Origin of the sequence: Bradyrhizobium sp. (assembly GCF_017881085.1) — a bacterium.
GTDB lineage: Bacteria > Pseudomonadota > Alphaproteobacteria > Rhizobiales > Xanthobacteraceae > Bradyrhizobium.
Genome location: NZ_JADGRI010000050.1, coordinates 1 through 22,147, shown reverse-complemented (window position 1 = coordinate 22,147; position 22,147 = coordinate 1). Strand labels below are relative to the sequence as shown.

Below are 22,147 nucleotides of genomic sequence, written 5' to 3'. Positions count from 1 at the left end.
TAGGCGACGCGGTCGCCGGGATGAAAATTGGTCACGCCGGGCCCAACCGACAGCACCTCGCCCGCCCCTTCATTGCCGACCACGAACGGCAATCCAGGCGCCTTGTAGAGACCGGTGCGGAAATAGACGTCGATGAAGTTCAGGCCAACGGCGTGCTGACGGATGCGAACCTCGCCCTGTACCGGCGCGGGCACGTCCACGGTCTCGTAAACCAGGGCTTCGGGCCCCCCTACCTTGTGCACCCGCACAGCCTTGGTCATATCAAGTTCTCCCTCGGCAATTCATTGCAATCAACCGAATGCCATCGAGGCTGCGTTGTCAACTCAATGGCCGCGCGAACCGGCGGTCGGCCGGTTAACGGCCTTCCTGCGATTCCCCTTGGCCAGCACATTGAAGAATTCGACAGCCGCCGAAAATGCGATGGCGAAGTAGATATAACCGCGCGGGATATGAAACTTGAACCCGTCGGCAACCAGCGCAACCCCGATCAGCACCAGGAACGCCAGCGCCAGCATTTTGGTGGTCGGATGCTCGGCCACGAATCGCGCGACCGGGCCGGACGAGACATACATGATGAGACAGGCGATGACGACGGCGGCGATCATGATTTCGAGATCCTGCGCCATGCCGATCGCGGTGATGATGGAATCCAGCGAGAATACCATGTCGATGACGATGATCTGGATGATGATCCAGAAGAAAGCGCTGGTCCGGGGCGTGGCATCGCCATCTCCGTCGCGCGCTTCCACCTCGGCGTGAATTTCGTGGGTGGCCTTGGCGATCAGAAACAATCCGCCGCCGATCAGGATGATGTCGCGCCAGGAAAAGCCCATGCCCCTTACGGTGAGGACGTCCTGCGTCAGCCCGATCAGCCACACCAGGAGGCTGAGCAGCAGAATTCGAAACACCAGCGCCAGCGCCAGGCCGATTTGCCGAGCGCGCTTTGCCTGCCGCGCGGGTATGCGCGAGACGATGACCGACAGGAAGATGACGTTGTCGATGCCGAGAACGATTTCCAGCGCCGTCAGCGTCAACAATGCCGCCCAGGCTTCGGGGCTAGTCCACAATTCGATCATGGATGAAACGATCTCACCAGCCGGATCGCGGCATCGCTCGCCACGACATAGGCGGCGATCGCACAGAGAGAGATCGTGACCGGCGCGCCGACGTCGAAATCGCTCGCCAGGGTGAAGATCAGAAGCACGGCCCAGACGGCGATCAGCAACAAAGTCAGCCAGCGCAACCGCACTACGCGGACCGGATGCACGACATGGAACGGAACAAAAGTCGCAACGATCAACACGATGACCCCGAGGCTCGAGAGCGCCGGCGATGGATGCAGCAGGAAAAGGTAGAACGCCGCGACATTCCATAGACCCGGAAATCCGCGAAAATGATTGTCGGGACTCTTCATGCGACGATCGGCGAAGTACAGCGCCCCGGTGACCGCAATTCCAACGCCGAGCAGCGGCGCCGCCAGCGGCAGCAGCAGCCCGCTCGCGGTGATGGCATAGGCCGGCACGAAGACGTAGGTGACGAAATCGACCACGAGGTCGAGCACCTCGCCCGACCAGTTCGGCAGCACCCGCACGACATCCAGCCGCCGCGCGATCGGGCCATCGACGGCGTCGATCACCAGCGCTACCCCGAGCCAGGCAAACATCGCGGACCAGTGCTCGCGCACGGCCTCGAGCAGCGCGAGCAACGCGACGCCTGCGCCCAAAGCCGTGAAGATATGCACGGAAAACGCGGCGGCCCGCATTCGTGGCGTTATTGACGGGGAATCCTGCTGGCTTATCTGGTCCATTTGCCCGGCAGGACTATCAGGAATCGCGCCCGTTTGCACATCCGCGGTTGCGGCGATCAGCCGCGTAAGCCGCTGGAACCATCCCGCGCCGATGCGGGCTTGAAAATCCCCCCGGGAACGTCAATTGTCCCGATATGAACGAGACATCAGCCACCTACGATGTCGCCGTGGTCGGCGGCGGCCCTGCCGGACTTGGTGCCGCGATTGCATTGGCGCAGCTGGGGGCAAAGACGGCCCTGATTGCCCGCCGCGCGCCCTATGCCGATAATCGCACCACCGCGCTGTTGGGCGGCTCGGTCGATTTCCTCGGGGCGCTGGATGTGTGGCCGCGCTGCAAGGACAATGCGGCGGCGCTGCAGGCGATGCGTCTGGTCGACGATACCGGCCGGCTGATCCGCGCCCCCGAGGTGCGATTTTCGGCCGGCGAAATCGGCCTCGAGGAATTCGGCTACAACATCGAGAACCGCCTGCTGATGGCAGCGCTGGAAGAACGCGCGGCCGAACTTGCGGCATTGACGCGGTTTGACGACGAGGCTGACGCGGTCAGCCCCGCCGACGCCGAAGTGGCCATCCGCACGGGTCAGGGAAAATCCCTTTCCGCGCGGCTGGTGGCCGGCGCCGACGGCCGCCAATCGCTCTGCCGCGAGGCCGCCGGCATCGCCGTCACCCGCCGCCAACTCAATCAGGCGGCGCTGACTTTCAACGTCAGCCATTCGCGGCCGCATCGAAATATCTCGACGGAGTTTCACACGCCACAGGGGCCGTGCGTATTCGTGCCGCTGCCCGGCGACCGCTCCAGCATCGTATGGGTCTCGGCGCCGAAGGAAGCCGAGCGGCTGATGGCGCTATCCGACGATGAATTGTCGGAGGCCGCGGAAGCGCAGTCGCATTCTATTCTGGGCCGCCTCCGGGTCGAACCGGGCCGCCATCTGTTTCCGCTGGCGATCGAGCGACCCGGGCAATTCGCGAACGCGCGCGTCGCGCTGGTCGGCGAGGCCGCGCATGTGATCCCGCCGATCGGCGCGCAGGGCCTCAACATGGGGCTGCGCGACGCCGCCGATCTGGCCGACCTCGTGCGCGAGGCGATCGTTTCGGGCGACGATCCCGGCTCGCCGGAAGTGTTGAAGCGCTATGATTCGGCGCGCCGCGCGGACGTCCTGAGCCGGACCTTCGCGATCGATATCGCCAACCGGTCTTTGCTCAGCGATTTCGTGCCCATGCAGTCGCTGCGCGCGGCCGGGCTGCATCTGATCGGGTCATTCGGACCGCTTCGGCGCATGGCCATGCGTGAGGGCCTGGCGCCGTCGTGGCGGCCGACACGGAAGATCGTTTAGGGAAACACGATCCGGCCGGTCTGCAGCGCCCACATCACGCTGGTCAGCGTGACGACGGAGGCAAAGGTTCCGATCAGCACCGCGACGGACGCAGGTTCGATCCAGGTGTCGTTCTGCCGGGCGATCACGAACACGTTCAACGCCGGCGGCAGCGCCGCCATCAACACCGCGGTCGCAGCCCAGGGCTGCGCGAACGGACCCAACAGCAGCATCAGTCCGAACACGGCCAGCGGATGGATCAGGAGTTTGATGGCGATGACGCCGGGCACTTCCCACGGGACTCTGCCGAACGGGCGCAGCGCCACCGTCACGCCCAGAACAAACAGCGCCGTCGGCGCCGCGGCGTTTTGCAGAAACAGCACCGTCCTGTCGATCGCGACCGGCAGATGGAGATGGAACGCAGCGGCAAACGCCCCGATGACGGCCGACATGATCAGCGGATTGAGAACGATCTGGCGCGCAACGACGCCGAGCGTGTGCCAAAGCGTCGGATGCTTGCTGTCGGTGAGCGCGATCAGCAGCGGCACGATCGTAAACAGGAAGATGCTGTCGCAACAGAAGATCAGCGCGGTCGGTGCCGCGGCCTTGGCGCCGAGCACCGCCAGCGCCAGACCGGGCCCCATATAGCCGATATTGCCGTAGGCTCCGGAGAGGCCCGCGAGCGTTGCCTCGCGCAACGGCAGGCGGCCCATCAAGCGGCCGGCGAACAGCGCGAGGAAAAAGGCGGTGGTCGTGCCCAGCGTGGTCGCGATCAGGAACGGCGGATTGTTGAGTTCCTCGAACGGCGTCTTCGACATGATGCCGAACAACAGGGCCGGCAGCGAAACATAGAGCAGGAAAAAGTTCATCCAGGCGAGGCCCTGTTCCGGCAGGCCCCTGGCTTTGCCGCAGGCGAAGCCGATGAAGATCAGGCCGAAATACGGTAATGCCAGATTGAGTATATCGACCATGAAGAACCGTCTTTTTCGTCGTTGTTGGCCCCGCTCGGCGCTTGGGTCGGACCAGCCAGTCAAAGGTTAATTCGCTGCTTTGCCTCTAGCATCGGCCACAATCATGGTCTATTCGACGAGGTATGATAAAAGCGCGGACCGCCAAATTTCAGATCGGACAAATCGTCCGGCACCGGATCTTTTCGTTCCGGGGCGTGATCTTCGATATCGATCCGGAATTCAACAATACCGAGGAATGGTGGCTGTCGATTCCAGAGGACGTCCGGCCCCATAAGGACCAGCCGTTCTATCATTTGCTCGCCGAAAATTCGGAATCGGAATACGTCGCCTACGTCTCCGAGCAGAATCTTCTGCCGGACGATTCTGGCGAGCCGATCCGGCATTCGCAGGTTGCCGAGATTTTCGTCAAGGACAAATCGGGCGGCTACCGCCCGCGCAACCCCTCGCTGAATTGATCGTCATCCAGCGCTGGTAGCCCGGATGAAGCGCAAGCGAAATCCGGGCCCTCCGTTGCGCCCCTTCTCCGCATTGCGCGGAGCCTGTCGACGGGCGCGCATTCGCACGACCCGTTGGCTCCATGCGGGTTACAAGCGCAACAAAAAAGGCGCCCGGTCCGGGCGCCTTTTGTTTGCGGATAAGGAGCGATCGCCGGTTACTTCGAGGCGCCGTTGGCCGGAGCTGCGCCGGCGGTCGGATTGGCCTCGAGCTTCTTGCGCGCCTCTTCGGCGCGCTTCTGCAACTCTTCCTGCAGCTTCTTCTGGGTCTCCTCGAACACCTTCGGGTCGGTCGGAGGACCGTCATAGGCCTTGGCGAATTCGGCCAGCGGCAGCGGTAAGGTGAGCGGCGCGCCGTTGGAGTTGATCGCCTGCACCACCAGGTTCTGCCCCTTCTTCATGTTGGCAAGCAATTCCGGGGTCACCTCATAGTCCGACATGCAGCCATTGGCGAAGCAGATCACATAGGGGCTCTGCATGGGAGCGTTGCTGTCGACGATGACGCGGGTGCCGTGAACCAGCTGCATGCCGAGCGGCAGCGTGACGCGCAGGATCTTCTTCGGCTCGCCTTCGGGCTCGATGATGACGGCGGCGATCACGGGCTGGCCGGACTCGATGCGGCCGTCCTTGCCGGTGAAGCAGACCTGCTTGGCGTTGGCATCCTGGCCCTTCAGGCAGAATTTCGTCCAGGGCGCGTAAATCAGCTGAACCTGCTGGTCCGGAGGTTGGGCACCCGCAGCGGGGGCTCCGGCCGGCGGTGCCTGCTGCGCGGTCGGCGCGGGCGCTGCCGGGGCGGCTTTCGGGGCAGCCTTGGGGGCGGCAGCCTTGGCTTTCGGCGCACCAGGGGCCGGAGCGGGCGTCTGCGCTTGGGCGCCGGGGGCCAGCAAGGTGGCGGTCAGTGCCGTTGCCGCCAACAGGGCCAAAACCCGCCCACGCGGCCGAACCGACGCGGCCAAGATACGGAAATTCATTGCGGAAAACCCTTTCTGAACGGGAGCGCCCGAAGCCGCTGTAGGCACCGACACCTGGCCGCTTGGGCGGTTGTCTCCTTGCCAAATGAGGCGGATACGTGACAGGCCCTGCGGTCTTGGTCAATTGCACGCCTTCATACAGCGGCAGACGAAAAGATCAATGCCGACAAGCATATTTCATCTTTGACGGATGCCGCGGCCGGACGCTGACGGCTATGGTAAAATTCAGCGGTGAGCAATGCCGAATCAAATCAGCGCACCGTGTTGCGAATGTCGCTCCGCAGATGCGTTCGAGCTGTTGTCGGCGGCGTGCTGGCGTCCGGTCTCGCGTTTGGGTTTAACCTCGGCGAGGTGCTGGCGAAAGAGAGTTACGCCATCGCCATGCATGGCGCGCCCGCCCTGCCCGCCGATTTCACGCACATGCCCTATGCCAATCCCGATGCGCCGAAAGGCGGCCGGCTGGTGCAGGGCATTCTCGGCACGTTCGACAGCTTGAATCCCCTGATCGTGAGGGGCCTCGCCGTGCAGCAGATCAGGGGCTTCGTCGTCGAGAGCCTGATGGCGCGAGGCAATGACGAAGCTTTCACGCTCTATGGGCTGCTGGCCCGAAGCGTGGAGACGGATGACGCAAGGAACTACGTTACTTTTCGTCTCGATCCCAAGGCGCGTTTCTCCGACGGGCACCCGGTGACCGCCGAGGACGTGGTGTTTTCCTGGGCCTTGCTGCGCGATCACGGGCGCCCCAACCATCGCCAGTACTATTCCAAGGTCGTAAAGGCCGAAGCGATCGACCCGCTCACGGTCCGGTTCGACTTCGGGACGGCCGGCGACCGCGAACTGCCGCTGATCCTCGGCCTGATGCCGGTGTTGCCGAAACACGCCGTCGATCTCGCGTCCTTCGAGGAAACCACGATGACGGCGCCGATCGGCTCCGGCCCCTATCGCGTCAGCGCGGTAAGGCCCGGCGCGAGCGTAACGCTGACGCGCAACCCCGATTATTGGGGCCGCGACCTGCCGGTCAATCGCGGTCTTTGGAACTTCGGCGAGATCAGGCTCGATTTCTATCGCGAGGCGAACGGCCATTTCGAAGCCTTCAAACGCGGCCTCTATGATTTTCGCGTCGAGACCGAACCGCTGCGCTGGCATGACGGCTACGATTTTCCGGCCGCCCGAAACGGCGCGCTGATCCGCGATACCATCAAGACCGGTATGCCGCAGCCCTCGGAATTCCTGGTGTTCAACACCCGCCGTCCGATGTTTTCCGATGCCCGCGTGCGCCAGGCGCTGACGCTGCTGTTCGATTTCGAATGGATCAACCAGAACTATTTCTTCGGGCTCTACGGCCGCTCGGCAAGCTACTTCGCGGGCTCCGAACTGTCGGCCTTTGGCCGCCCCGCCGACGAGCGCGAGCGTGAACTGCTAAAGCCCTACGCGTCGCATATGCCCGCGGATATTCTCGACGGCAGTTATCGCCTTCCCGTCAGCGACGGCTCGGGACGGGATCGCGCCGCGCTGCGCAGCGCGCTGACGCTGTTATCCCAGGCCGGCTACGATCTCGACGGCACGGTGCTGCGGCAGCGCTCGACCAAGGCGCCCCTCAGCTTCGAAATCCTGGTGACGACGCGCGACCAGGAGCGGATCGCGCTGGCCTATCTGCGCGATCTGAAGCGCGCGGGCATCGAGGCCAACGTGCGCGCGGTCGACCCGGTTCAATTCGACCAGCGCCGGCTCGCGTTCGATTTCGACATGATCCAGAACCGCTGGGATCAATCGCTGTCGCCGGGCAACGAGCAGTATTTCTACTGGGGCCGCGAGGCGGCCGACATCCCGGGCACAAGAAACTACATGGGGGCCAGGGACCCCGCCATCGACGCCATGATCGCGGCCATTCTGGAGGCGCGGGAGCATCCCGCTTTCGTCTCGGCGGCACGGGCGCTGGACCGGGCCCTGATGTCCGGCTTCTACGCTATCCCGCTGTTTAGCGTTCAAGAACAATGGATCGCGCGGTGGAATCGGATAGAACGGCCCAAGGCCACCGCCTTGACCGGCTATCTCCCGGAAACCTGGTGGCAGAGGCCGGAGCGGCAACCGAAGTGATCCCGTGATCCAGAACAACGTATCGCCGACGCTTGACGTATTGTTTCGCCGGATCCTGGCGCGAAAGCCGGACGGGCTGGCGCTGCTCGACCCCCTCAACAAGGCGCGCGTCACAGGGCAGCCGGCAAAGCGCCTGACCTTCGCCGGGGCCGACCGCGCGATTTCCGCGCTCGCGGCGCACTTTATCGAAGCGGGTTTGCCGAACAATTCCGTGATCGCGGTTCAACTGCCGAACACGGTCGAACTCGTGCTGACGGTGCTTGCCGCGCACCGCGCCGGCCTCGTTGTCGCGCTGTTTCCGCTGCTGTGGCGGCAGGCCGAGTTGACGGTAGCGCTCAATCGCACCGGGGCGCGAGCGATCGTGACATCGAGCAAGATCGACGGGGTCATTCATGCAGACCTCGCCATGAACGCCGCCGCCGAAGCGTTTTCGATCCGCCATGTCTGCGGCTTCGGTACTGACCTGCCTGAAGGCATGGCCTCGCTCGATCTGGCAATCGAAAATCAATCCTCCACCACGCGTCCAATCGTGGAGGACGGCCGCAAGGCTGCGATCATCTCGTTCGACGTGACGGCTGAGGGCTTCCGTCCGGTGCCGCGAACGCATCTGCATCTCATCGCCGGCGCGCTGGCCTTGTCGCTCGAAAGCGACCTGCCGCAAGGCGCGACGGTGATGTCGGCATTCGCGCCGACCTCGTTCGCGGGCCTCGCGTCCTCGCTGGTGATCTGGCTGCTGACTGGGGGGACGCTGTCGCTGCACCATCCGTTCGACAGCGAGGTACTCGAGCAGCAGATCAACGAGCAATTCTGCGATACGCTGATTGCGCCGGCGCAACTGGCGCTGCGACTGGGCGAAACCGACATGCGTTCGCGGTTGCCGACCTTGCGCCATGTCATCGGCCTTTGGCGCGCGCCGGAACAGGTCGCGTCAAGCCCGGTCTGGACGGCACAGCAAGCCGTGTTGACGGACATCTATCTGTTCGGTGAAGCCGGCCTGTTCGGCGCCCGCCGCAGGGAGAACGGCGCCCCGGCGCCCGTCCTGCCCGGGGTGCAAGGCGCGCCCCGCGAGTCCCCGGGCTCGTCGATCGCGGGCGAAGTCTTTCTGACGCCGCGGGGAACGCTGGCCTTGCGCGGACCGATGGTGACGCCGGCGGCCTACGCCCCTCCCCGGCCGCCGAGTGACTCGCTGGTGGCGGAGCCGCCGCGCGATTTCGTCGACACCGAATATGCGGCGCGGATCGACCGGTCCACCGGCGCGATCTGCATCACCGCGCCGCCCACGGGCATCATGGCGGTCGGCGGCTATCGGTTCCTGTCGCTGGATCTGCAGGAATGGGCCCGGCGGCTCGGACAGGGGGCGCTGTTGACGGCGTTGCCCGACCGCCTCAGCGGCCATCGCCTGGCCGGGCGCGCCCAGGACAATTCCCGCGCCCGCGAGGCGCTGAGCGAACTCGGCCTTAACCCGCTGATGGTGGAAGCCTTTCGCGAGCGGGCCGGCCAGACCTGACGCGTTTTTCGAGCGCGAGCCTGCCCGCCTTTGCGATCGCGGGGCGGATTCCGGTTCGCGTCAATAAAACGTGCCAAAACAAAGGTCTAATCCAAGTCTAGGGCTTGCGTTGACGCGCCATTAAGGGCGGCAAACTAGGATCCCGCGCTCTATTCGAATGCGCCGACCCGAGTTTCAGATGTCCCAGCAAGGCCCGATCATTGTCGTATCGCGTGCGGAGCGGCCGCCCTTTGCCAGCGCGCTCGACGACGCGAAGCTGTTTCCGGTCATCGACGCCAGCTGGGCCGATGCCTCGCGCGCGGTTGCGCAACTGGCGCCGGCCGCGGTCCTGGTCGCTTCATCCGAAGCGGCCGAGCCCGGTCTCGATGCGCTTGCCGAACAGATCGCCGCGACAAAACCCTATCTTCCGCTGATCGTTGTCGATCCCGCGGCGTCGCTGCCCGCCAATGCCATTCCCCTCGCGCAAAGCGGCGGCAATTTCGATCGCCTGCTGGCGCGGCTGCGCGCCGCGCTTCGGGTCAGGACCCTGCATTCGACGGTGCTGCGCCGGCTTGACGGCGATCCGGCCGCGCGCGCCGCGCTCGACGACACCGATCCCGCGCGTGACGCCACCGTGCTCCTGATCGGCCGCGGTGCGAGCTATCCGTCGCTCTCGGTCGCGCTCGGCGAGCGGATGGGCGTTGTCGGCGCGCTCTCTCTCGAAGCCGCGGCGAAACACCTCAACGTCCGCGACATCGACGGCGTCGTGCTCGGCGAAGGTTTTTCTCCCCGGGTGGAAGATGCGTTCCTCACCGTGCTGTCCGAAGATGTGCGCTTCCGCAACCTGCCGGTCGTTCTGACATCGGGTGCATTGGCACCGACGTACGATCTGCCGAACCTGGAAAGCGTCTCCGGTGAGCCCGCGCTGGTGGCGGCCAACGCGCTTCCCCTGATCCGCCAGCACGCCTTCGAGACCCATCTGGGCCGCATGCTCAAATCGATCGAGGCCGGCGGCCTGCTCGATTCACGGACCGGGCTGCTGGCCCCGTCCGCCTTCAATCAGGATTTCATCAATGCGGTGTCGCAGACATTGTCGCATGGCGGCGGTTTGTCGGTGGCGTGCTTTTCCTTCGATCCCCGCCAGCCGCGCGCGCAACTCGACGGCGCACGGATTCTCAGCCGCCTGATGCGACGAATGGATTTTGGCGCGGCCCAGAACGACGGCTCCGTCCTCGTGGTGTTCGCCGAAACCGACCTGCGCACCGCGCACGGGATCGCCCGGCGGCTTCTGAGCGTGCTGCGCCATACCAGCCACGGCAAGCGCGACGCCCGCGCGGAACCGACGGTGACGGTTGCGACGCTGTCGCCATCGGACACGGCAAAATCGCTGCTGGCGCGGCTCCACGCGGAAGCGCGCGGCGTCGCGTCGTAGGCTCATGCCGCCTTGCGGTCCTCGGCGAGGTTGGCGAGTTGGCGCATGATTTCGCTGGTACCGGCTAGCCGCTCCTCCGGCGTCTGCCATTCCTGGAAGAACACCACCTTCATGTCCGGCCGCACCCGCGCTGCCTGGCCGTGCTGGCGGATGAAGTAGACCAGCCGGTCCGGCTGCGCGAACTTGTTGTCGCGGAAGGTGATGACCGCGCCCTTCGGCCCGGCGTCGACCTTCTCGACATTGGCTCTGCGGCAATAGTTCTTGATCGCGGCGATCTTGAAGAGATAGCGCACCTCGTCCGGCAGCACGCCGAAGCGGTCGCGCAGCTCGGCGGCGAAATTGTCGATCTCGTCGTCGGTTTGGAGATCGGCCAGCCGCCGGTAGAGCGACAGCCGCACCGAGAGGTCGGCGACATAATCTTCCGGGATGAGCACGGGCATGCCGACGGTGATCTGCGGCGACCAGCGATCCGCGGCCGGTTCGACCACGCCGGCCTTGAGGTTGAGGATCGCCTCCTCCAGCATCGACTGGTAGAGTTCGAAGCCGACTTCCTTGATGTGGCCGGACTGTTCCTCGCCGAGCAGATTGCCGGCGCCGCGAATATCCAGATCATGCGACGCGAGCTGGAAGCCGGCGCCCAGCGTTTCCAGTGACTGCAGCACCTTCAGCCGGCGCTCGGCCTGCGCGGTGATCTTCTGCTGCGCCGGCAGCGTGAACAGCGCATAGGCGCGCAGCTTCGAGCGCCCTACCCGGCCGCGCAGCTGATAGAGCTGCGCCAGCCCGAACATGTCGGCGCGGTGCACGATCAGCGTATTGGCGTTGGGGATATCGAGGCCGGACTCGATGATGGTGGTCGACAGCAGGATATCGTATTTGCCGTCATAGAACGCCGACATGATGTCCTCGATCACCGTCGGCGCCATCTGGCCATGAGCGACCGCGACCTTCATTTCCGGCACGTTCTTGTCGAGGAAGTCCTTGACCCCGGCGAGGTCTTCGATCCGCGGCACCACATAGAAGGCCTGCCCGCCGCGATAGCGTTCGCGCAACAGCGCCTCGCGGATCATCAGGGGATCGTGCGGGGCCACGAAGGTACGGACCGCCAGTCGATCGACCGGAGGCGAAGCGATGATGGAGAGTTCGCGCACGCCGGTCAGCGCGAGCTGCAGCGTGCGCGGGATCGGGGTCGCGGACAGCGTGAGCACGTGCACCTCGGCGCGCAACTGCTTCAGCCGCTCCTTGTGGCTGACCCCGAAATGCTGCTCCTCGTCGACGATCAGGAGACCGAGATCCCGGAACTTGATCGCTTTGCCGAGCAACGCATGGGTACCGATCACGATATCGATGCTGCCGTCGGTCAACCCCTTCTTGACCTGGTTCAGTTCCTTGGTCGCGATCAGGCGCGAAGCCTGCGCGACGTTGACGGGAAATCCCCGGAACCGTTCGGCGAAATTCTTGGTGTGCTGCCGCGCCAGCAGCGTGGTCGGCACCACCACGGCGACCTGCTTGCCGTCAAGCGCGACCGCAAAGGCCGCGCGCAGCGCCACTTCGGTCTTGCCGAAGCCGACGTCGCCGCAGATCAGCCGGTCCATCGGCCGGCCGCTTTCGAGATCGTTCAGGGTCGCCTGGATCGCGCCCAGCTGGTCTTCGGTTTCCTCATAGGGGAAGCGCGCGCAAAATTCGTCGTAGAGTCCAGGCTGCACCGGCAGTCTCGGCGCTTCATGCAGGTGCCGTTCGGCGGCGATCTTGATCAGTTCGCCCGCGATCTCGCGGATGCGGTTCTTGAGTTTTGCCTTGCGCGCCTGCCAGCCGCTGCCGCCCAGCCGGTCGAGTTCGACATTGGCGTGGTCGGAGCCGTAGCGTGACAGCAGTTCGATGTTCTCGACCGGCAGAAACAGTTTTGTGTCGGCGGCATAGTGCAGTTCAAGACAATCATGCGGCGCGCCGGCGACCTCGAGCGTCTGCAGGCCGACAAAACGGCCGATACCGTGCTCGACATGGACCACGAGATCGCCGCTGGCGAGGCTGGTGACTTCCGAGATGAAATTGTCGAGCTTGCGGGTCGCCTTGCGCGGCCGCACCAGGCGGTCGCCCAGAATGTCCTGCTCGCTGATGATGGCAACATGCTCGGTCTCGAACCCGGATTCCATGCCGAGCACGGCGAGCATCGCCTCGTTACGCGGCGTCGCCTGCACCGTGCGCCAGGTGTTGACGCTGGTGACATGAGCGAGCTTGTGATCCCGCAGCATGCTGGCCATGCGGTCGCGCGAGCCTTCGCTCCACAGCGCGATCACCACCTTCTTGCGCGCTGCCTGCAATGCCGCGACATGCGCGACCACGGCTTCGAACACGTTGACCGCGCCATCGGTGCGCTCCGGCGCAAAATTGCGTCCAGCCCGCGCTCCGGCGTCGATCACGGTGGCGCTGCCGTCGGGTACGGCAAACGGCGTCAGCCGCGCCAGCGCGGTCTCTTCCAGCCGTTTGGTCCATTCGTCTTCGCTGAGATAGAGCCGGTCGGGCGGCAACGGCTTGTAGGTCGCGCCGCCGCCGGGATGCTCCAGCGCCTCGCGCCGCGCGTCGTAATAATCGGCGATCTGTTTGAAACGCTCGCGCGAGGCGTCCTCGCTTTGCGGCTCGATCGCCACCGGCGTGCCGTCGAGATAATCGAGCAGGGTGTCCATCCGCTCGTGAAACAGCGGCAGCCAATGTTCCATGCCGGGATGGCGGCGGCCTTCGCTGACGGCCTCGTACAGGGGATCGTCGCGCTCCGGTGCGCCGAAGGTTGCGACATAGCCCATGCGGAAGCGGCGGATGGTCTCGGTCACCAGCTGGAATTCCGAGATCGGAACCAGATCGAGCGAGCGCATGTCCAGGAGCGTGCGCTGGGTTTCGGCATCGAAGGAGCGGATCGATTCCAGGCTGTCCCCGAAAAAATCGAACCGGACAGGCTGATCGAGGCCTGCTGGGAACAGGTCGAGGATGCCGCCGCGCACGGCATATTCGCCGGGTTCGCGCACGGTCGAGGAGCGGCTGTAGCCGTTATGCTCGAGCCACGACACGATTGAGTCCATCGGCACGATATGGCCGGGCGCGACCGACAGCGCTTGCGCGGCAACGGTCTCGCGTGCGGGCACCCGCTGCACGATGGCGTTGACCGTGGTGAGCACGATCAGCGGTTTGTCGCTGCCGGCCAGCCGCGACAGCCGCGCCAGCGTGGTCATGCGCTGCGCCAGGATTCCGCCATGCGGCGACACCCGGTCGTAGGGCTGGCAGTCCCAGGCCGGAAACTGCAGCACCGGCAAGTCAGGCGCGAAGAACTCGAGCGCACGGGCCAGTTGCTGCATGCGCGGACCGTCGCGGCAGACCACGGCAAGGCTGACCGCCGGCGGTTTTGGGCGTGCCGCGACCGCGCGTGCCAGATCGGACACCACAAGACCTTCCGCCCCCTCCGCGACATTCGCAAACGTCAGCGGGCGGCCGGGCCCCAGCAATTCGGCGGGAGATCGTGCGGGAGCCTTCATGCGCCGTGATCCGCCGATCGAAACGATCTGATGCGGTCGAACAGGCCGTTGGCATAGTCCGGCGCCGGCGGCATCTTCCCCGTCAGCGCGGCGTAGAGATCTGGGTCGGGCACGTCCATCAGATACTCGAACTGGACCAGTTCGGCCTCCGAGAGATCAGCGATCTCGGCGTCGGCAAACCGGCCGAGAATGAGATCCATCTCGCGGGTACCGCGATGCCAGCAGCGAAACAAAAGCCGCTTGCGGCGGTCGTCGAGGCCGCCGCTCGATCGTGTTGATCCCGTCATTTCCGATTCCAATGTCAACGCCAAAAGCCCGGACGCGATGCCGGGCGGCTTGATATAACGTCGGGATCGGGGAATGTCAGTATCCGTTCTCGCATTGCATTCACCCCAAAATGCATTCAAGCCTTGGTCAATCGAGCACCGGTCAATTCCCTCGAGTCGTTGATGCGCCCTCCCCTGCTCAATCCGCTGTTTGCGCCGATCACCAGCCTTGCCGGGGTCGGGCCGAAGCAGGATAAATTGTTCCGCTATCTGCTCGGCCGCGATGAGACGCCGCGGATCGTCGATCTCCTGCTGCATTTGCCGGCGAGCGTGATCGACCGCCGGGCGCGGCCGAAGATCCGCGACGCCGTGCCGGGAACCGTGGTCACGCTGGAGGTCACGGTCGACCGGCATCGCCCGACGCCCTCGCGCAACGCGCGGGCGCCGCATCTGGTCTATGCCAGCGACGACACCGGCGATGTCGTGCTGACCTATTTCCGCAGCCCACCCGGCTATGTCGAAAAACTGCTTCCCGTAGGCGCCACGCGCTACGTCTCCGGCACCGTGCAGATGTACGACGGCACGCTCCAGATAACCCATCCCGACCGCGTGGTCGATGAAGAAGGCTTCGCGAAATTATCCGGTATTGATCCCGTCTATCCCCTCACCGAAGGCCTGGCGGTGGGCTCGGTGCGGCGCGCGGTGGCGCAGGCGCTGCAGAAGCTGCCGAACCTGCCCGAATGGATCAGCCCGGAGGTGATCCGCCGCTGCAAGTTTCCGCCCCTCGCGGAAGCGCTCAGCCGCGTGCATGTGCCGGTTGAACTGACAGATATCCTGCCCGACCGCCCGTTCTGGTCGCGTCTTGCCTTCGATGAACTCCTGGCCGGTCAACTGGCGCTGGCGTTGGTGCGCGCCCAACTGCGTCGCCCCGCGGGCGACCGCCACGCCGGCGACGGCCATCTGCGCAACAAGATCATCGACGCCTTGCCCTACGCGCTGACGGCGTCGCAGCGCGAGGCGGCGGCCGCCATCACCGACGATCTGCGCCAGCCACTCCGCATGCTGCGGCTGCTGCAGGGCGATGTCGGCTCGGGCAAGACCGTGGTGGCGCTGCTGGCGGCCGCAGCGGTCGCCGAGGTAGGCAAGCAAGCCGCGCTGATGGCGCCGACGGAAATCCTCGCGCGCCAGCACATCAAGACCATCGCCCCGCTCGCCGAACGCGCCGGGATGCGGGTGGCGATCCTCACCGGCCGCGAGAAGGGCAAGGAGCGCCGCGAACTGCTGGCGCGGCTGGCGGACGGCGAGATCGATTTCCTGGTCGGCACCCACGCGCTGATCCAGGACGACGTGATCTTCAAGGCGCTCGCGCTTGCCGTGGTCGACGAGCAGCACCGCTTCGGCGTGCGCGAACGGCTGGCGCTTACCAACAAGGGCGACGCCGTCGACGTGCTGGTGCTCAGCGCCACGCCGATCCCGCGCACGCTGGTGCTGACTTATTTCGGCGATATGGATGTCTCGGAATTGCGCGAGAAGCCGGCGGGCCGGCAGCCGATCGATACCCGCGCGATGCCGAACAGCAGGCTTAATGAGGTGATCGACGGCGTCGGCCGCGCGCTTTCGGTGGGAAAGCAGGTGTACTGGATCTGCCCGCTGGTCGAGGAGTCCGAGGCGGAGGGAACAGAGCATCTCACCAACACGACCGAACGGTTCGAGAGCCTGCGAAAGCGCTTCGGCGATAAGGTCGGTCTCGTGCACGGCCAGATGAAGGGGGTCGAGAAAGATCGCGTGATGGCGCAGTTCGCCGCCGGCGAGACCGGGTTGCTGGTCGCGACCACCGTGGTCGAAGTCGGCGTCGACGTTCCCGCCGCCAGCATCATGGTGATCGAGAATGCCGAACGCTTCGGGCTCGCGCAATTGCACCAGTTGCGAGGACGAATCGGCCGCGGCTCGGAAGCCTCGACTTGTCTATTGCTCTACACGGAACCGCTGAACGAAATGTCCAAGGCGCGGCTGAAGGTGATCCGCGAAACCACCGACGGCTTCCGGATCGCCGAGGAGGATTTGCGTCTGCGCGGCGAAGGCGACGTGCTCGGCGTCCGCCAGAGCGGCCTGCCCGGCTACCGCATCGCCCGCTCGGAGGTTCACGCCCAGCTCATCACCCAGGCGCGCGACGAGGCGCTCCGCATTATGAAGGACAATCCAAAGCTTGACGGCGAGCGCGGCGAGGCGCTGCGCTGCCTGCTCTATCTGTTCGAGCGCGACGAGGCGATACCGCTGATCGGCGCGGGGTAGATTTGATTGCTGTCATTCCGGGCATCTCGAGATTCTCCGATGTGCAATTGCACATCGTAGTACGATGCTTCGCATCGCCCCGGGATGACGGTCTGAATTACTCCACCTTCGCCGCTTCCGGCTGCAGCGACGCCGCGTTCGCCACCCGCGCGGCGTTCGCCATGCCGGCCAAAGCGGCGATCTTCTTTTGCCCGTCGGAGCCGGGCTGCACCACGCCGCACGACATGATCAGGGTCGCGGCGTCCTCGGCGCTCATCTCGACTTCGATGATCTTGTTCTTCGGCACATAGAAGAAGAAACCCGTGGTCGGATTCGGCGCACACGGCAGGAACACCGAGATGTGCTCCTCCTGGCCCGGGAGATTGTTGGCAATCTCCACGCTCGGCGCCTGCGAGATCAGCACGATCGACCACATGCCGGGCGAGGGAAATTCGACCAGGCCGACCCGGCGGAAGCTCGATCCCTGCCCCGAGAACAGCGTCTCGAACACCTGCTTCAGGCCGCGATAGATCGCGCGCACCACCGGCATGCGGCCGAGCAGTTTTTCCCCGAGATCGACCAACGTCCGCCCGATCAGATTGGCGGTAAGGAAGCCGAGCAGCGTCAGCGCGATCACGGCCACGATCAGCCCGGAGCCGGGCAGCCCGAACGGCAGATAGGTCTCCGGCCGGTAGGCGATCGGCACGAACGGCCGGACGATCCCGTCGACCCAGGTCACGAACCACCAGGTCAGGTAGAAAGTGATGGCGATCGGGCCGGCGACGATCAGGCCGGTGAGAAAATAGTTCCGGAATCGGGCCATCAAGCCGCTGTGGACGTCCGGCGGGACTTCGGCCGGGGGCATGGGCGGTGGCAGGTCGTCGCGGTTCATTGGGGTTCCAGGTCGGTCCAGGCGGACATCAGATCATGTCAGCTAGGGTCTTCTAGCAGGTTTTTGAAGACCTGGAGCGGCGAAGCGACCCCTTGACGCGGCCTATTCGACCGTCACGGATTTCGCGAGATTGCGCGGCTGGTCGACGTCGGTGCCCATGATCACGGCGGTATGGTAGGCCAAAAGCTGCACCGGAACGGCATAGACCATCGGCGTGAAGGTCGCATCCATGTCGGGCAGCACGATCGTCACCAGCGATTCAACGGTCGCCTCCGCCGCCCCCTTGGCGTCCGTCATCAAAATGATGTTGCCGCCGCGGGCTGCTACCTCCTGCATGTTGGAGACGGTTTTTTCGAACACCCGGTCGTGCGGCGCGATCACCACCACCGGCATGTTCTCGTCGATCAGCGCGATCGGCCCATGCTTGAGCTCGCCGGCGGCGTAGCCTTCGGCATGGATGTAGGAAATTTCCTTCAGCTTCAGGGCGCCTTCCAGCGCCAGCGGGTAGCTCGTGCCACGGCCGAGATAAAGCACATCCTTGGATTTGGCGATGTCGCGGGCGAGCTTCTCGATCTGCGGTTCGGTCCCGAGTGCGGCCGCCATCAGCCGCGGAATTTCGATCAGGCCGTGGACCAGGCTGGCCTCCTCGGCCTCGGACAATTCGCCGCGCGCCTTGCCCGCCGCGATTGCGACCGCCGCCAGCACCATCAGCTGGCAGGTGAAGGCCTTGGTCGAGGCGACGCCGATTTCAGGGCCGGCCAGCGTCTGCAGCACGGTTTCGCTTTCGCGCGCGATCGTCGATGTCGGCACGTTGACGACCGACAGCGTGTGCAGGCCTTGCGACTTCGCATAACGCAGCGCCGCCAGCGTATCGGCGGTCTCGCCCGATTGCGAAATGCAGATCGCCAGATCGCCTTGGCGCAGCGGCGCCTCGCGGTAGCGGAATTCGGAGGCCACATCGAGCTCGACCGGTACGCGCGCCAGTCGCTCGAACCAGTATTTGGCGATATAGCCGGCATAGCTTGCAGTGCCGCAGGCCGTGATCGAGATCCGCTGGATATCCTTGAAGTCGAACGGTAGTTTGATTGGCAGCGATACGCGCTCGGCAGCCATGTCGACATAGCGCGCGAGCGTATGGCCGACCACCTCGGGCTGCTCGTGAATCTCCTTGGCCATGAAGTGGCGATAATTCGCCTTGTCGACCAGGAACGACGACGCGCCGGATTTCAGCACCTCGCGATTCACAACCGCGCCGTGCTCATCGTAGATCACGCCGACTTCGCGGGTCAGGACCACCCAGTCGCCATCCTCGAGATAGCTGATCGTGTCGGTAAAGGGCGCTAGCGCGATCGCATCCGATCCCAGGTACATCTCGCCTTCGCCATGGCCGATCGCCAGCGGTGAGCCCTTGCGGGCGCCGATCATCAGATTGCCAAAGCCCTTGAACACGAAGGCCAGCGCGAACGCGCCGCGCAGCTGCGGCAGCGATGCCTTCACCGCCTCCTGCGGCGAGGCGCCCTTGAGCAAATAGGAATTGACCAGATGCACCACGACTTCGGTGTCGGTGTCGCTCTGGAATTTCGCGCCCTGCTTTTCCAGCATCTGCCGCAATTCGCGGAAATTCTCGATGATGCCGTTGTGGACCACGGCGACATTGTCGGTCGCATGGGGATGCGCGTTGCTCTCGGTCGGCTTGCCGTGGGTGGCCCAGCGCGTGTGTCCAATGCCGGTATGGCCGGCCAGCGGCTCGGCGCGCAATCGAGTCTCGAGGTTCCTGAGCTTGCCTTCGGCGCGGCGGCGCTCGAGATGGTCGCCTTCCAGCGTGGCGACGCCAGCGGAATCGTAGCCGCGATATTCGAGTCGCTTGAGCGAATCCACGATCTGATCGGCGACCGGCCCGCGTCCCAAAATGCCGACAATGCCGCACATGCGGATCAATATTCCCCAATTTGTCGAAAGATCTTCAAAACCGCAGAAAACTCTTAACGAGATTCACTGCAGGTTAGGTACTCAATAATTATTGCGGATTGCGACAGGGTTAAGCGTAAGGCTTAACAAGCCTCTCCGAAGCCTACCGAATACCTGTTTGTGCCGAACTGAGCGCGCGCCTTAACGCGCAGTCAACTCATTTTCGGGAAGGATGGCTCACTCGGAGACAGGCCTGTGACAGATACGCGCGACCACTCACCCGGCGACCCAGGCCACGCTTCCACGCATTTGCCGGCCAGCGAGACCGGGGGCAGCCATCTTGCTCACTGGCCGCCGCCGCAGCGCGGGCGGGAAGTCAAGCCGGCGCAGGTGAAGCACCACCCGCACCAGCCAGGCGAGCCCGCCCAGCAGGAGAAGCCGCACGGCCTGGGTTTGACGCGCTCGATCTTCAAGGAAGATGACGGGTAGCGCAATCGCGCAACCAGCATTCTCAATTGGGCCGTGGCGGCAGCTGCGCATAGGGGCCGACCGATGCATTCTTCCCGATGGAAGCCTGCACGATGTGGGAAAAGGAATGGATCACCGCGCCGTCCGAGATCGAGACGCCGGGACCGATCACCACGAACGGCTCGATCGTGACGTCGCTGCCGAAGCGCGTATCGGCGGCGAGGTAGACCGTATCGGGCGCGGTCATGGTGACGCCCGCCTCCAGCGCCGCCTTGCGCAGCCGCGCCTGCATCACCGCTTCCGCCTCCGCGAGATGGGCCTTGGTGTTGATGCCGCGCACTTCATCCTCGCTGGTTTCGATCACGACCGCCTCCAATCCCAGGTCCCGTACGATGGCAACGGCGTCGGTCAGATAGTATTCGCCCTTGCTGTTGGCATTCCCGATTGTTTCGATGATTTCCAGCGCCCGGCGGCCGTCGAACGCCATCACGCCGGCGTTGCTGAGTTTGATGGCGCGCTCGGCGGGGCTGGCGTCGGCCTGTTCGCGGATCGCCACCAGCCGGTTGCCCTCGACCACCAGCCGGCCGTAGCCGGCGGGATCGGCGGCCTGAAAGCCGAGCACGGCCAGAGCCGCGCCGTTCTTCAATGGCGCGCGCAACCGCTCAAACGTCGCGGCCGAAATCAGCGGCGTGTCGCCGAATGCGACGAGCACATCGTCGGCGCCGCGGGCAATGGCCTCGCGCGCCGCGAGCACCGCATGCGCGGTGCCAAGACGTTCGTGCTGAACGAAGGTTGTTGCGTCCGGACGTAGACGCCTGATCTCTTCCTCGACCGCCCGGTGATCGGGACCGACGACCACGGCAAGTGCCGCGCCAGCGCCTTTGGGCGCTGCGCCAAGCACATGCGCCAGCAGCGACTGGCCGGCCACCGGATGCAGCACCTTTGGCATCGAAGAACGCATGCGGGTGCCCTCGCCGGCCGCGAGCACGATGGTCAGGCTGGATCGAGCGGTCATCCGAATCCTTAAAGTCGTGGCGCATCTTGCGCCGCTGTCGTCATAAAGCGTTTTAGGCCTGAGTGGAAACCGGCAAGCACCCCGGATTCCAGCCCAAGACGCTTTTCCTGTTAATGTTTCCCCGTGATTCGGGTGGCCGCAGGGGGGTGGGACGTGGCTAGGGACACCGACAAGCGGGCTACCAGCTTCGAGGCCGAGAATACCGGCGGGCTGCTGTCCTGGTTTTTGGCTGAAGAGGATGCTTCCGATCGCCGCACGCTCTGGCGTCTCGCTTCCTGGGGCGCGGCCTCGGTGGGCGCGGTCATCCTCGCCGTCTACGCCAATCAATCGTCGATCGCGGTGCGGCGCGAGCAGGTCGCGGTGGTGGCGGATCTGGCGCGGCAGGCAGAGCAGATCCAGTCGTTCGCCAAGGAAAGCCAGAGCGAGGCCCGGCGGCTGGCTGCCGCCATCGAGACCCTCAACGGCGATCGCGACCGGCTGTATTCCCGCGTCACCGTGCTGGAACAGGGTCTGGAAACCGTGACCGGCGCGATTGCGAAACCACAGTCCCCGGTACCGCCGCCACCCGCATCGGCGGCTTCGACTGCGACCACCGAACCGCAGCCGGCAGCCCAAGGTCCTGCCCCCGCTCCCGCCGTCTCCCCGGTGGTGACGGCGGCGCCGAAAGCATCAGAAAAGCCAGCCATCGTGTCCCCCGGCGCGACGGCGCCGAAGGCCGCGGATAAGCCAGCCCCGTCCGCTGCCGCCATCCCGGAGCCGGCGCCAGCGACGGTCGCGTCCATTGCGCAGAAATCGTCGAATCCGCCCGCCACCGCCACGGCGTCGGCAATTACGACGACGCCGGCAATCACGGCCGCTTCTTTGGTAGCCGCGAGATCGATGATGGGCCCACCCGATGCGGCGGCGTCAAAACTGATCGAACCGGAGAAGCCGGACACGCCCGAGAAGCTGGATAAGCCCGAGAAATCCGAAAAATCAGCGAAGGCCATCACCGCGACGCCGATGCCGGCAATCGTGGCGTCGGCTGCCCCGACCGGCGACGCGGAGCAGGATGCAGCGAAGTCCTCACCCAGGCTCGCCGTACAGCGCACCGAATTCGGCGTCGACGTCGGCGGAGCGAACTCGGTGGGAGGCCTGCGCGCGCTGTGGCGCGGGCTCTTGAAATCGAGGTCGAACGCGGCGCTGACGACCTTGCGCCCGGTCATCGCCATCCGGGAAGGCAGCAACGGTCTTGG

The 22,147-nt window shown here is 64.9% G+C and carries 17 protein-coding genes and 1 pseudogene; 8 read left to right on the top strand and 10 right to left on the bottom strand.

Going from position 1 to position 22,147, the window contains the following annotated elements; all coding sequences use genetic code 11:
- From QZ213_RS07350 to pcsA, 3 genes are all read right to left on the bottom strand, one after another.
- Nucleotides 1-260, bottom strand: a 260-nt coding sequence (locus tag QZ213_RS07350; RefSeq protein WP_291685407.1) for an alcohol dehydrogenase catalytic domain-containing protein, incomplete at its 3' end; no start/stop codon positions are given.
- Between the two features lie 63 nt (nt 261-323).
- Nucleotides 324-1,076: a TerC family protein gene (locus tag QZ213_RS07345; RefSeq protein ID WP_291685406.1), complete on the bottom strand. Its 753-nt coding sequence runs from the start codon at nt 1,074-1,076 to the stop codon at nt 324-326.
- The gene (gene pcsA / locus QZ213_RS07340) at nt 1,073-1,807 is read right to left on the bottom strand and encodes a phosphatidylcholine synthase (protein ID WP_291685405.1); all 735 of its coding nucleotides are present in this window, start codon (nt 1,805-1,807) and stop codon (nt 1,073-1,075) included. Before pcsA ends, QZ213_RS07345 begins: the two co-directional genes overlap by 4 nt.
- 134 nt (nt 1,808-1,941) lie before the next feature.
- Between pcsA and QZ213_RS07335 the strand changes: the two genes are divergently transcribed.
- Nucleotides 1,942-3,141, top strand: coding sequence for a UbiH/UbiF family hydroxylase (locus QZ213_RS07335; RefSeq protein ID WP_291685404.1), 1,200 nt, complete (start codon nt 1,942-1,944; stop codon nt 3,139-3,141).
- On the opposite strand, the gene QZ213_RS07330 is transcribed toward QZ213_RS07335, so the two are convergent.
- Nucleotides 3,138-4,091: an AEC family transporter gene (locus tag QZ213_RS07330; RefSeq protein WP_291685403.1), complete on the bottom strand. Its 954-nt coding sequence runs from the start codon at nt 4,089-4,091 to the stop codon at nt 3,138-3,140. The genes QZ213_RS07335 and QZ213_RS07330 overlap by 4 nt on opposite strands.
- A 122-nt stretch (nt 4,092-4,213) precedes the next feature.
- Here QZ213_RS07330 and hspQ point away from each other — a divergent pair, with 122 nt between their 5' ends.
- Entirely contained in the window at nt 4,214-4,546 is a 333-nt protein-coding gene (gene hspQ / locus QZ213_RS07325; RefSeq protein ID WP_079569580.1) for a heat shock protein HspQ, read from the top strand.
- Between the two features lie 197 nt (nt 4,547-4,743).
- Here hspQ and QZ213_RS07320 read toward each other — a convergent pair whose 3' ends face one another.
- Nucleotides 4,744-5,556, bottom strand: a complete 813-nt coding sequence (locus tag QZ213_RS07320; RefSeq protein WP_291685402.1) for an invasion associated locus B family protein — start codon at nt 5,554-5,556, stop codon at nt 4,744-4,746.
- 270 nt (nt 5,557-5,826) lie between these two features.
- Between QZ213_RS07320 and QZ213_RS07315 the strand changes: the two genes are divergently transcribed.
- The 3 genes from QZ213_RS07315 to QZ213_RS07305 all read left to right on the top strand — a co-directional run bounded on the left by QZ213_RS07315 (nt 5,827) and on the right by QZ213_RS07305 (nt 10,571).
- The gene (locus tag QZ213_RS07315; protein ID WP_291685401.1) at nt 5,827-7,653 is read left to right on the top strand and encodes an extracellular solute-binding protein; all 1,827 of its coding nucleotides are present in this window, start codon (nt 5,827-5,829) and stop codon (nt 7,651-7,653) included.
- A gap of 4 nt (nt 7,654-7,657) precedes the next feature.
- The gene (locus QZ213_RS07310) at nt 7,658-9,160 is read left to right on the top strand and encodes a class I adenylate-forming enzyme family protein (protein ID WP_291685400.1); all 1,503 of its coding nucleotides are present in this window, start codon (nt 7,658-7,660) and stop codon (nt 9,158-9,160) included.
- A gap of 178 nt (nt 9,161-9,338) precedes the next feature.
- Nucleotides 9,339-10,571: a GGDEF domain-containing protein gene (locus QZ213_RS07305; RefSeq protein ID WP_291685399.1), complete on the top strand. Its 1,233-nt coding sequence runs from the start codon at nt 9,339-9,341 to the stop codon at nt 10,569-10,571.
- A gap of 2 nt (nt 10,572-10,573) precedes the next feature.
- On the opposite strand, the gene mfd is transcribed toward QZ213_RS07305, so the two are convergent.
- Both mfd and QZ213_RS07295 read right to left on the bottom strand, forming a co-directional pair.
- The gene (gene mfd, locus QZ213_RS07300) at nt 10,574-14,092 is read right to left on the bottom strand and encodes a transcription-repair coupling factor (RefSeq protein WP_291685398.1); all 3,519 of its coding nucleotides are present in this window, start codon (nt 14,090-14,092) and stop codon (nt 10,574-10,576) included.
- Nucleotides 14,089-14,379, bottom strand: a complete 291-nt coding sequence (locus QZ213_RS07295) for a succinate dehydrogenase assembly factor 2 (protein WP_291685397.1) — start codon at nt 14,377-14,379, stop codon at nt 14,089-14,091. Before QZ213_RS07295 ends, mfd begins: the two co-directional genes overlap by 4 nt.
- A 162-nt stretch (nt 14,380-14,541) precedes the next feature.
- On the opposite strand from QZ213_RS07295, the gene recG reads away from it, so the two are divergent.
- The gene (recG, locus tag QZ213_RS07290) at nt 14,542-16,650 is read left to right on the top strand and encodes an ATP-dependent DNA helicase RecG (RefSeq protein ID WP_291685396.1); all 2,109 of its coding nucleotides are present in this window, start codon (nt 14,542-14,544) and stop codon (nt 16,648-16,650) included.
- Nucleotides 16,651-16,747: 97 nt separating this feature from the next.
- On the opposite strand, the gene QZ213_RS07285 is transcribed toward recG, so the two are convergent.
- Both QZ213_RS07285 and glmS read right to left on the bottom strand, forming a co-directional pair.
- Nucleotides 16,748-17,521, bottom strand: coding sequence for a DUF502 domain-containing protein (locus QZ213_RS07285; protein ID WP_291685395.1), 774 nt, complete (start codon nt 17,519-17,521; stop codon nt 16,748-16,750).
- Between the two features lie 102 nt (nt 17,522-17,623).
- Entirely contained in the window at nt 17,624-19,450 is a 1,827-nt protein-coding gene (gene glmS, locus QZ213_RS07280) for a glutamine--fructose-6-phosphate transaminase (isomerizing) (RefSeq protein ID WP_291685394.1), read from the bottom strand.
- Nucleotides 19,451-19,684: 234 nt separating this feature from the next.
- Between glmS and QZ213_RS07275 the strand changes: the two genes are divergently transcribed.
- Complete coding sequence (locus QZ213_RS07275; protein WP_291685393.1) at nt 19,685-19,918, top strand: hypothetical protein; 234 nt, start codon at nt 19,685-19,687, stop codon at nt 19,916-19,918.
- A 40-nt stretch (nt 19,919-19,958) separates the two neighbouring features.
- On the opposite strand, the pseudogene QZ213_RS07270 reads toward QZ213_RS07275, so the two are convergent.
- Nucleotides 19,959-20,912, bottom strand: a pseudogene (locus QZ213_RS07270) (NTP transferase domain-containing protein); the annotation flags it as partial.
- A gap of 153 nt (nt 20,913-21,065) precedes the next feature.
- Here QZ213_RS07270 and QZ213_RS07265 point away from each other — a divergent pair.
- Nucleotides 21,066-22,147 (top strand): hypothetical protein (locus QZ213_RS07265; RefSeq protein ID WP_291685392.1); only part of this gene is annotated, 1,082 nt, incomplete at its 3' end.